At 63.9% G+C, this 10,421-nt stretch carries 10 protein-coding genes and 1 pseudogene; all 11 read left to right on the top strand.

What is annotated here, in order from left to right; translation table 11 throughout:
- A partial coding sequence (gene rpsB / locus ACFC3J_RS20505) for a 30S ribosomal protein S2 (protein ID WP_375197849.1) occupies nt 1-433 on the top strand: 433 nt, incomplete at its 5' end.
- A gap of 101 nt (nt 434-534) precedes the next feature.
- Nucleotides 535-1,461: a translation elongation factor Ts gene (gene tsf, locus ACFC3J_RS20500; protein ID WP_375197848.1), complete on the top strand. Its 927-nt coding sequence runs from the start codon at nt 535-537 to the stop codon at nt 1,459-1,461.
- 167 nt (nt 1,462-1,628) lie between these two features.
- Nucleotides 1,629-2,354 carry a UMP kinase gene (pyrH, locus tag ACFC3J_RS20495; RefSeq protein ID WP_375197847.1) on the top strand — a complete coding sequence of 242 codons (726 nt, stop codon included), beginning with the start codon at nt 1,629-1,631 and terminating at the stop codon, nt 2,352-2,354.
- A gap of 6 nt (nt 2,355-2,360) precedes the next feature.
- Entirely contained in the window at nt 2,361-2,918 is a 558-nt protein-coding gene (gene frr, locus ACFC3J_RS20490; RefSeq protein ID WP_375197846.1) for a ribosome recycling factor, read from the top strand.
- A gap of 43 nt (nt 2,919-2,961) precedes the next feature.
- Nucleotides 2,962-3,741 carry an isoprenyl transferase gene (locus ACFC3J_RS20485; protein WP_375197845.1) on the top strand — a complete coding sequence of 260 codons (780 nt, stop codon included), beginning with the start codon at nt 2,962-2,964 and terminating at the stop codon, nt 3,739-3,741.
- A gap of 3 nt (nt 3,742-3,744) precedes the next feature.
- Nucleotides 3,745-4,521: a phosphatidate cytidylyltransferase gene (locus ACFC3J_RS20480; protein WP_375197844.1), complete on the top strand. Its 777-nt coding sequence runs from the start codon at nt 3,745-3,747 to the stop codon at nt 4,519-4,521.
- Nucleotides 4,521-5,678, top strand: coding sequence for a 1-deoxy-D-xylulose-5-phosphate reductoisomerase (locus ACFC3J_RS20475; protein WP_375197843.1), 1,158 nt, complete (start codon nt 4,521-4,523; stop codon nt 5,676-5,678). Before ACFC3J_RS20480 ends, ACFC3J_RS20475 begins: the two co-directional genes overlap by 1 nt.
- Nucleotides 5,675-6,808: an RIP metalloprotease RseP gene (gene rseP / locus ACFC3J_RS20470; protein WP_375197842.1), complete on the top strand. Its 1,134-nt coding sequence runs from the start codon at nt 5,675-5,677 to the stop codon at nt 6,806-6,808. Before ACFC3J_RS20475 ends, rseP begins: the two co-directional genes overlap by 4 nt.
- A gap of 112 nt (nt 6,809-6,920) precedes the next feature.
- Nucleotides 6,921-9,581, top strand: coding sequence for an outer membrane protein assembly factor BamA (gene bamA / locus ACFC3J_RS20465; RefSeq protein WP_375197850.1), 2,661 nt, complete (start codon nt 6,921-6,923; stop codon nt 9,579-9,581).
- A complete protein-coding gene (locus tag ACFC3J_RS20460) occupies nt 9,581-10,240 on the top strand; it encodes an OmpH family outer membrane protein (protein ID WP_192667531.1) in 660 nt (219 codons plus the stop codon). Before bamA ends, ACFC3J_RS20460 begins: the two co-directional genes overlap by 1 nt.
- A 7-nt stretch (nt 10,241-10,247) precedes the next feature.
- Nucleotides 10,248-10,421: pseudogene (locus ACFC3J_RS20455) on the top strand (3-hydroxyacyl-[acyl-carrier-protein] dehydratase FabZ); the annotation flags it as partial.

The raw sequence follows: 10,421 nt of genomic DNA, 5'->3' as shown, positions 1-10,421 counted from the left end.
CGGCTCGATCAAGCGTCTGAAGACCCTCGAAGAGAAGCTGTCGGGCGACACCCACGGCTTCACCAAGAAGGAAGTCCTTCAGATGACCCGCGAGCGCGAGAAGCTCGAACTGTCGCTGGGCGGCATCCGCGACATGAACGGCATCCCCGATGTCATGTTCGTGATCGACGCCAACAAGGAAGAGCTGGCGATCAAGGAAGCCAACACGCTGGGTATCCCGGTCGTCGCGATCCTCGATTCGAACGTCTCGCCCGATGGCATCGCTTTTCCGGTCCCGGCGAACGATGACGCCAGCCGCGCGATCCGCCTCTACTGCGACGCCGTCGCCGCCGCGGCCACCAAGGGCAACCGTGGTGCGCAGCAGGCCGCTGGCGTCGATCTGGGCGCTCTGGACGAGCCGGAAGCCGAAGAGGCTGTCGCCGCTCAGGCCTGAGACGCGGTCTTCGAACTGCAAGATTGACAGGCTAGGGCGCGCTCCGATGGAACGCGCCCTAGCGCTTATTTGAACCCCTTAGACCATTTAGGAGCCGAAACATGGCCGAGATTACCGCTGCCGCCGTCAAGGAACTGCGCGACCGTTCGGGCGCGGGCATGATGGATTGCAAGAAGGCGCTCACCGAAGCCAATGGCGACATCGAAGCGGCAACCGACTGGCTGCGCGCCAAGGGCCTGGCTGCCGCTCAGAAGAAGTCGAGCCGCACTGCCGCTGAAGGTCTGGTCGGCGTTGCCGTCGCCGGCACCCGGGGCGTCGCCGTCGAAGTGAACAGCGAAACCGACTTCGTCGCCAAGAACGACCAGTTCCAGGATTTCGTCCGCACCGTGTCGACCATTGCGCTTGAGAGCGGCGTTGCCGACGCAGACGCGCTGTCGACCGCGGCTTATCCTTCGGGCGGCACCGTTGCCGAGAAGCTGGTCGCCAACATCGCCACCATCGGCGAAAACCAGACCCTGCGCCGCGTCGGCCAGGTCGAAGTGAGCCAGGGCGTGGTCGTTCCCTACGTCCACAATGCGGCCGCTCCGGGCCTTGGCAAGATCGGCGTCCTTGTCGCCCTCGAAGGCGACGCGCCGGCTGACGTTCTGGAGCCGCTGGGCAAGCAGATCGCGATGCACATCGCCGCTGCCTTCCCGCTGGCCCTGTCGGCTGCCGACATCGACCCGGCCCTGCTGGAGCGTGAGCGTGCCATCGCCGCCGAAAAGGCTGCCGAATCGGGCAAGCCTGCTGAAATCGTCGCCAAGATGGTCGACGGCGCGGTCGCCAAGTTCGCCAAGGAGCAGGCGCTCCTGTCGCAGCTGTTCGTGATGGACAACAAGACCCCGGTCGCTGACGTCGTCGCCAAGGCGGCCAAGGACGCCGGCGCGTCGATCACGCTGAAAAACTATGTCCGCTTCCAGCTCGGTGAAGGCATCGAGAAGGAAACGAGCGACTTCGCCGCTGAAGTGGCTGCTGCAGCCGGCGTCTGATCCGACAGATCGCTCGCTTCGGGCGGTCGGGAGGCGAAGGCTTCTCGACAAGTCCGGAGGGAGCGTTAAGGAAGTCCGGGACTTAAAAGCCCGCTTCACAATATGGCGCGCACTGCCTAAGGTGCGCGCCATTTCCTTGCCCGCTCATAAATGGAACATTGCCCGGCATGACCCGACCCGCTTTCAAGCGCATCCTTTTGAAACTCTCGGGCGAAGTGCTGATGGGGCAGGGGCAGTTCGGCATCGAGCCGGAAACCGTGAACCGGGTCGCCGGCGAGATCGCGGCCGCCAAGGATGCGGGCTTCGAACTTTGCGTCGTCGTCGGCGGCGGCAACATCTTCCGGGGCCTGGCGGGCGCCGCCAAGGGTTTCGACCGGGCAAGCGCCGACTATATGGGCATGCTCGCCACCGTCATGAACGCACTGGCTGTGCAGAACGCGCTGGAGAAGCTGGGCTATGACACCCGCGTCCAGTCGGCCATTCCGATGGCGTCGGTCTGCGAACCCTATATCCGTCGCAAGGCGGTGCGGCACATGGAGAAGGGCCGGATCGTCATCTTTGCGGCCGGCACCGGCAGCCCCTTCTTCACCACCGACACCACGGCGGCTTTGCGCGCGGCTGAGATGGACTGCGATGCGCTGTTCAAGGGTACCAGCGTCGACGGTATCTACAACGCCGACCCCAAGAAGGTGCCGGACGCTGCGCGCTATGAGGAAATCAGCTTCGACCGCGTGCTGAACGATAATCTGAAGGTTATGGACGCGAGCGCCATTGCGCTTTGCCGCGAAAACAATATCCCCATCGTCGTGTTCAACATCCGCGAAACCGGCAATCTGGCTAAGGTGCTGGCCGGCGATGGTGTGGCGACGATCGTGCAAAATCAGGAGCGCTGAAACAAAATGGCTCAATATGACAAGGCCGACCTCGAACGCCGCATGCACGGTGCCGTCGAATCGCTGAAAGGCGATCTCTCCGGCCTGCGCACCGGCCGCGCCAACATCCAGCTGCTCGATCCGGTGACGGTAGAGGTTTATGGCGCGCATATGCCGCTCAATCAGGTCGCGACCGTCTCCGCACCCGAACCGCGCATGCTGTCGGTGCAGGTATGGGACAAGAGCAATGTCGGTCCGGTCGACAAGGCGATCCGGTCGGCGGGCCTCGGCCTTAACCCGATCGTCGACGGCCAGACGCTGCGCCTGCCCATCCCGGACCTGACCGAGGAACGTCGCAAGGAGCTGGCCAAGCTTGCCAGCAAATATGCCGAAGGGGCCCGCATCGCCGTCCGTAACGTTCGCCGCGACGGCATGGACAGCCTCAAGGCCGACGAAAAGAAGGGCGAGATCAGCGAGGACGAGCGCAAGCGGTTGGAAACCGAAGTCCAGAAGCTGACCGACAGCACCATCGCCGACATCGATGCGGTAGCGGGGGCGAAGGAGAAGGAAATTCTCGGCCAGTGAGCCGGGGTTTTCCTTTCGCGGCCAAAGCACGCATCGCCCTCTGATGGCCAGTCAAGCCAAGCCCGATCTGACCAGCGGTGCGCCAGCCGACGGCGCCCGTCACGTCGACGGCATCCGCGCAGGGGCCCCCGGACCCCGCCACGTCGCCATCATCATGGACGGCAACGGCCGTTGGGCGAAGAAGCGTTTTCTGCCGCGCATCGCCGGACATCGGGCCGGGGTGGAGGCGGTGCGCCGCGTTGCCCGCGCGGCACGGGAGCTGGGCCTTGAATGTCTGACGCTCTACGCCTTTTCCTCCGAAAACTGGAAGCGTCCGGCCAGCGAGGTCGCGGACCTGATGGGGTTGTTGCGGCACTTCATCCAGTCCGACATTGACGAGTTTCACGCCAATGGCGTGCGGCTCAGGGTCATCGGCAACTATCAGGCGCTCGATCCGTCGCTGGTCGACCTGATCGAAGGCGCGATGGCGCGGACGGCGGCGAACACCGGCCCGATCGTGGCGATCGCGCTGAACTATGGTGCCCAGGATGAACTGGTGCGCATGGCCCAGGCGCTGGCCCGCCGGGTGCAGGCCGGAGAGATGAAGCCGGACGAGATCGGCCTTCACGATATCGAGGGCGCGCTTTACACCGCCGATCTTCCGCCTCTGGACCTGATGATCCGGACCTCGGGCGAACAGCGGCTCAGCAATTTCATGCTGTGGCAGGCTGCCTATGCGGAGTTGTATTTCACCGACATGCTTTGGCCGGATTTCGATGCGCGCGCTCTTGCCGCCGCGCTCGACGCCTTTCGCCTGAGGGACCGCCGGTTCGGCGGGCTGTGATCCATGTCGAATGAGCTTCGCACCCGCGCGGTCGTTGGCGTCGTCCTGATCTGCGTCGCTTTGGGCGCGCTGTTCGCAGGCGGTTTTCCCTTCTGGCTGCTGCTGGTGATTGCCGGCGTGCTGATGCAGGGCGAATGGGCCGATCTGATCGGCGTGTCCCAGGAAAACCGCAAGCTCGCCATGTATGCGGTTTCTGTGCCGCTGGCCATACTCTGCCCCTATGCGGCGGGCGTGTCCTGGCTGGCGTTCGGGCTGGCGGCGGCGGCTTTCTTCTTCATCGCGCTGGTCGGCCGTTCGATGAAGCTGGCGCTGGGCGTGCCCTATATCTGCGTTCCGGTCATGGCGCTGCTGTTCCTGCGGGCGCAGACGCCCAATGCCTATGGCCTGCTGTTGGCGCTTTGGGCCATGGGGCTGGTCTGGGCGACGGATATCGGGGCCTATTTTGCCGGGCGATCGATCGGCGGTCCCAAGCTGGCCCCCCGCGTCAGCCCCTCCAAGACATGGTCGGGTCTGGGCGGCGGCGTCCTGGCTGCGCTGGTGGTGGGGTTCCTGCTTTATCGTTTCGCCGGACTGCCGATCCAGCTGGCGGCAGCCAGCGGTCTGCTGGCGGTCGCGGCTCAGCTGGGCGATCTGCTGGAAAGCTGGATGAAGCGCCGCGCCGGGGTCAAGGACAGCGGCACGCTGCTGCCCGGCCATGGCGGTGTGATGGACCGGCTGGATGGCGTGGTCGCCGCAGCGCCGCTGGCCGCGCTCTGCTATCTTCTGCTAGTGTTGCCCTGATGCGGAAAATTTCGATCTTTGGCGCCACCGGCTCGGTCGGCATGTCGACGCTGGACCTGATCCAGCGCGAACCTGACGCATTTGAGGTGGTCGCGCTCACCGCCAACAGCGATGCCGCAGGGCTTGCGGCTGCCGCCCGGCAGAGCAATGCCCGGCTGGCGGTCATTGGCGACGAGACGCGCTATGCGGCCCTGAAAGAGGCTCTGCGCGGATCGGGCATCGACGCGGCTGCGGGCGAGGGAGCGCTGGTCGAAGCGGCGCAGGCCGGCGCGGACTGGAGCATGGCGGCGATCGTCGGCTGTGCGGGTTTGCGCCCGACAATGGCGGCGCTCAAGGCGGGCGGCACTGTGGCCCTCGCCAACAAGGAGTCGCTGGTCTCGGCTGGCGCCCTGATGATGGACGCGGTGACGGCGTCGGGCGCCACGCTGCTTCCGGTCGACAGTGAGCATAATGCCATATTCCAGTGCCTTGCAGGCAGCCGAATGGAAGATGTGGCAAGGATCACCCTGACGGCGAGCGGCGGACCGTTCCGCACGCGCAGCCGGGAGGAGATGCAGGGCATCACCCCGGCGCAGGCCGTGGCCCATCCCAACTGGTCGATGGGCGCGAAGATCAGCGTCGACAGCGCCACGATGATGAACAAAGGCCTTGAGCTGATCGAGGCGGCGCATCTCTTCCCCGTTGGTCTCGATCGGATCGAGATCCTCGTCCATCCGCAGTCGGTCATTCATTCGATGGTCGAGTTTCGTGACCGTTCCACCCTGGCCCAGCTCGGCTCGCCTGACATGCGCATCCCCATCGCCCATGCGCTGGCCTGGCCTGATCGGATGGCGACGCCCTGCCAGCCGCTGGACCTGGCGCGGATCGGGCGCCTCGACTTCGAAGCCCCGGACGATGAGCGCTTCCCGGCGCTGCGTCTTGCGCGGCAGGCGGCGCGGGCAGGCGGGGCGACGCCTGCCATATTGAATGCGGCCAATGAGGTCGCTGTCGCGGCTTTCCTTGCTGGCGCCATAGGCTTCCTTGATATCGCCATGATTGTGGAGGATGTCCTGAACCGCTATAGCGCTGCTGTGCCCCGCCAGATCGACGATGTGCTGGAAGCGGACGCGCAGGCGCGCAAGATGGCTGGCCATGTGATGGAAAGATTGACCGCTTGATCCAGAATCCCGGTTTCCTGCTGACTGTAATCGCTTTTGTGGCAGTCATCGGACCGCTCGTCTTCGTGCATGAGCTGGGCCATTATCTGGTGGGCCGCTGGTGCGGGGTGAAGGTGGAGGCCTTCTCGATCGGCTTCGGCCCTGAAATTGCGGCCTGGGTGGACAGGCGCGGCACCCGCTGGCGCATCGGCGCGCTCCCCTTGGGCGGATATGTTCGCTTCAAGGGCGACATGAACGCCGCCAGCCAGATCGATCCGCGCTGGCTGGAAATGCCCGCGGCCGAGCGGGCCCAGAGCTTCCCGGCCAAGCCGCTCTGGCAGCGCGCCGCCATCGTTGCGGCGGGGCCGGCGATCAATTTCCTCTTCGCCATCCTGATCCTGGCCACCTTCGCCTTCGTCCATGGCGAGAGCCGCACGCCGGCCATTGCCGGGCAGGTGCAGGCCGGCAGCGCCGCCGCCGCAGCGGGCATCGTCGCCGGGGATCGCATCGTTTCGCTCAACGGGCGGGAAATGGTGACCTTCGACGATATCCGCCTGTTTGCTCAGATCCGGCCCGGCGAGCCGGTCGCCATCGTCATCGAGCGCAAGGGCCGCCTGATCGAGAAGCGGGGTCAGGTTGGCGCGGTTGAGGAAGATGACGGCTTTGGCAACAGGTTCCGCATCGGCCGTCTGGGCATTGCGCCGGGCGAACCGGTGATCGAGCCGGTCAGCCTGGCCCGTGCCCCCGTCGTCGCGATCCAGCGCACCGGCCAGATCATTCGCACCATGGTCGAAACGCTGGGTCAGATCGTGGGCGGCGGCCGGTCCGTGAGGGAACTGGGCGGGCCGCTCAAGATCGCGGAGGTCTCGGGTCAGGCGGCGACGCTGGGGCTGGAGAGCTTCGTCTTCTTCATGGCGCTTATTTCGATTAATTTGGGGTTCATCAATCTCTTGCCAATCCCGATGCTGGATGGAGGCCATCTGCTATTCTACGGGGTGGAGGCGATACAGCGGCGGCCGGTCAGCCCGCAGGTGCAGGAATGGGCCTATCGTTCCGGTCTTGCCGTCCTGCTGGCGATGATGGTGCTGGTAACATTCAACGATTTATCCTCTTTCGGTCTCTGGGAGCGCCTGTCCGGCTTGATCGGCTGAGCCGTATCGGGCAGGGAGACGCGATTTGACGCCGTCTTTCCGGATGTGAACGGATTTGGCGCGGCGTGAACGATATATTGCTTTTTTGTAGAAGGTGGAGCGGGTGACAGCGATGATGAGCAGCAACAGGCAGCGCCCGGCCGTCGTGGCCCTGTTGGCGACGACGATGATCGCCGGCATGGCTGCTGTCCCGGCGCAGGCGCAGATCGCGCCCCAGCCAGCCGCTCCGGCGCCGATCCCGGCCGCGCAGCCGACGGCCGGAACCATCCGCAGCATCGCGGTGACAGGCATCCAGCGCCTGGAACCGGACACGGTGCTGTCCTACACCAAGCTGCGCATCGGCCAGACCTTCACCCAGGAATCGCTCGATCAGGCGCTTCGCGACCTTTACGAAACCGAACTTTTCGCCGACGTCCAGATCCGCAACGACAATGGCGCGCTGACCGTCGAGGTGAAGGAGAACCCGGTCATCAACCGCATCGTCCTTGAAGGTAACAAGCGCCTCAAGGAAGACAAGATCCGTCCTGAAATAAAACTGGCTCCGCGCCAGATCTATACCCGTTCGAAGGTGCGCGCCGACGTCGCCCGCATCATCGAACTGTATCGCCGTCAGGGCCGCTTCGCTGCGACGGTCGAGCCGAAGATGGTCCAGCTCGACCAGAATCGCGTCGATATCGTCTTCGAAATCTCGGAAGGACCCAAATCCAAGGTCCGTCAGATCAACATCATCGGCAACGAGAAGTTCAAGGACGGCGAACTGCGCGGCCAGATGGTGACCAAGCAGTCGCGCTGGTTCCGCATCTTCTCGTCGGGCACCAGCTACGATCCGGATCGCCTGGCCTATGACCAGCAGAAACTGCGCCAATTCTACCTGACCAACGGCTATGCCGACTTCCGCGTGATCTCGGCGGTGGCCGAACTGACGCCGGACAAGCAGGACTTCATCATCACCTATGTGGTCGAGGAAGGGCAGCGCTACAAATTCGGCGACGTGAAGGTCAACAGCGACATTCGCGACCTGTCCGGCGACTCGCTGACAAAGATGCTGCCGATGAAGAAGGGGCAGTGGTATAACGCCAAGCAGGTCGAGGACACGGTCGACACGCTGAGCGAGACGGCGGGCCTGTTCGGCTACGCCTTCGCCGACGTCCAGCCGGACTTCAACCGCGACAAGGACACGCTGACGATGGGGATTGATTTCCGCATCGCCAACGCGCCGCGCGTCTATGTCGAGCGGGTCGACATCAACGGCAACACGCTGACGCAGGACAAGGTTGTGCGCCGCGAATTCCGCCTGGCCGAAGGGGACGCGTTCAACAGCTTCCTGGTCAAGCGCTCGAAAGATCGCATCAACTCGCTCGGCTTCTTCCAGGAAAAGCTGGATATCGAGCAGAAGCCCGGTTCCGCGCCCGACCGCATCGTGCTGGAAACCAACGTACAGGAAAAATCGACCGGCGAACTGTCGCTGTCGGCCGGTTTCTCGTCGCTGGAGCGGTTCATCGTCTCGGCCTCGATCACCCAGCGCAACTTCCGCGGCAAGGGGCAGGAACTGCGCACCAGCGTCAATTATTCGGCCTATTCCAAGTCGATCGAACTGGGTTTCACCGAACCCTATTTCATGGACAAGAATATCGCGCTGGGTGGCGACATCTATCGCCGCGACCTCAACAGCTTCCGCTATCTGGACAGCAATACGCGCGATACGACCTATGAACAGACCACGACCGGCTTCCAGCTTCGCGCGGGGGTTCCGATCACCGAATATATGTCGCTGGCGCTGCGCTACACGCTGAACTTCGACGACGTGACGCTCGACAAGGATACTTATTATTCGCTCAACGATGACGGCGTGTTGGCATGCGATCCGATCCTGGCGGGCCGCTATCTTTGCGACGCGATCGGCAAGCGGACGACCTCTTCGGTCGGCTATTCGCTGATCTATGACAATCGCGACAACCGCATCCGGCCGACGCGCGGCAACAATGTCGTGCTCAGCCAGGATTTTGCAGGGCTGGGCGGCAGCGTCAAATATGTCCGCACGCGGCTGAACGGCGCCAAATATTGGCCTGTGGGCGGCGGCTTCATCTTCTCGATTTCGGGCGAAGGCGGCTATATCCACAGTCTGGAGGGCGATCGCAGGGATGCTACGGGCGCTCTGGTCGATCCCATCCGCCTCACCGACCGTTTCTTCCTGGGCAATCCGCAGATTCGCGGCTTCGACATTCGCGGCATCGGGCCTCGCGTCATTCGCCGCTATTATACCGCGACCCAGAACGGCACTTCTTTTACGGGCGTGGAGAACACCGGCAACAACAACCGGACCGACGACTCCCTGGGCGGGCGCATTTACTATCTGGCCCATGCGGAGATGGAAATTCCGCTGGGCTCGGGTGCGCGTGAAATGGGTCTGCGCCCATCGATCTTCGTGGATGCGGGTGCGGTCGGCGGCCTGAAGAATCCCGGCCTCGTCAACGGCTCCGGCAGCTTTCCGGGCTATTGCTCCTCGACCAGCAATACCGCTTTGCCGGTCGTCAAGGCCGGAGGCACCGCCACGGCACCGACCTGCGATACGGCCGCCGGTTACAATACCGTTTCCAGTGGATTTGTGGAACAATATTATGGCGATACGCTCAAACCGCGTGTCGCCGTGGGCTTCGGCGTCAACTGGAACTCGCCTTTCGGGCCGTTCCGCATCGACATCGCCAAGGCACTGCTGAAAGAACCAGGGGACGACACCAAGCTCATTAGCTTCAACGTAGGGACTCAATTCTGATGAAGACGATTTTCAAGGCTGCGGCGCTGGTTCTCGCGCCGATGACCGCCATGGCGCTGACCAGCGTTCCGGCTGCCGCCCAGTCGAAGACCGGCATCGCCGTCGTCGACCTGCAACGCGCCGTTGCCACCAGCGCCGCCTACACCACGGCCCGCAGCCAGATCCAGACCACCTACAAGGCTCAGATCGACGGCTTCACGGCGCGCAAGAACGCCATCGATGCGGACCTGAAGGCAAAGGGTTCGGCTCTGGAAGCCGCGATGAAGGCTGCCGGCGGCAAGCCGACCCCGGCGATCCAGACCCAGTATGAAGCCTATCAGAAGGCCGGTCAGGACGGTCAGGCCGAATTGCAGCGTCTGGGCCAGCCGATCGCGCTCGCCAACGCCTATGTCGAGGAACAGATTTCGGCCAAGCTGTCGGACGCGCTCAAGTCCGCCATGACCAAGGCGAAGGTCGACCTGATTCTGGCGCCTGATGCGACCGTGTCCTATCAGCCGACCGTCGACATCACCCAGTCGGTCGTCACCGAGCTGAACGCGCTGGTGCCCAGCGTCGGCATCACCCCGCCGGCCGGCTGGCAGCCGGGCCGTCAGGGTCAGGGCGCTGCCGCTCCCGCCGCTGCGCCTGCCAACCCGTCGCAGCAGCCGACCTCGCGCTGATCCTTCCATGACGGATCAGGTTGATACTGCGGCCGCCGCCATCGGTCCCATCGATATTCGTGGGATCATGACGGCGCTGCCGCACCGTTATCCGATGCTGCTGGTCGACCGCGTGATTTCGCTCGTGCCCAACGAGACGATCCACGCGGTCAAGGCGGTGACGATGAACGAGCCTTTTTTC

The organism is Sphingobium sp. (assembly GCF_041987595.1).
Lineage (GTDB): Bacteria > Pseudomonadota > Alphaproteobacteria > Sphingomonadales > Sphingomonadaceae > Sphingobium.
The sequence above is the reverse complement of the archived record's forward strand: the minus strand, read 5'-3'. Positions and strand labels throughout refer to the sequence as shown.

What these genes read in the sequence shown, in the direction of transcription:
- tsf (WP_375197848.1), top strand. Translation starts at nt 535, where the DNA reads ATGGCCGAGATTACCGCTGCCGCCGTCAAGGAACTGCGCGACCGTTCG.
- pyrH (WP_375197847.1), top strand. Translation starts at nt 1,629, where the DNA reads ATGACCCGACCCGCTTTCAAGCGCATCCTTTTGAAACTCTCGGGCGAA.
- frr (WP_375197846.1), top strand. Translation starts at nt 2,361, where the DNA reads ATGGCTCAATATGACAAGGCCGACCTCGAACGCCGCATGCACGGTGCC.
- ACFC3J_RS20485 (WP_375197845.1), top strand. Translation starts at nt 2,962, where the DNA reads ATGGCCAGTCAAGCCAAGCCCGATCTGACCAGCGGTGCGCCAGCCGAC.
- ACFC3J_RS20480 (WP_375197844.1), top strand. Translation starts at nt 3,745, where the DNA reads ATGTCGAATGAGCTTCGCACCCGCGCGGTCGTTGGCGTCGTCCTGATC.
- ACFC3J_RS20475 (WP_375197843.1), top strand. Translation starts at nt 4,521, where the DNA reads ATGCGGAAAATTTCGATCTTTGGCGCCACCGGCTCGGTCGGCATGTCG.
- bamA (WP_375197850.1), top strand. Translation starts at nt 6,921, where the DNA reads ATGATGAGCAGCAACAGGCAGCGCCCGGCCGTCGTGGCCCTGTTGGCG.
- ACFC3J_RS20460 (WP_192667531.1), top strand. Translation starts at nt 9,581, where the DNA reads ATGAAGACGATTTTCAAGGCTGCGGCGCTGGTTCTCGCGCCGATGACC.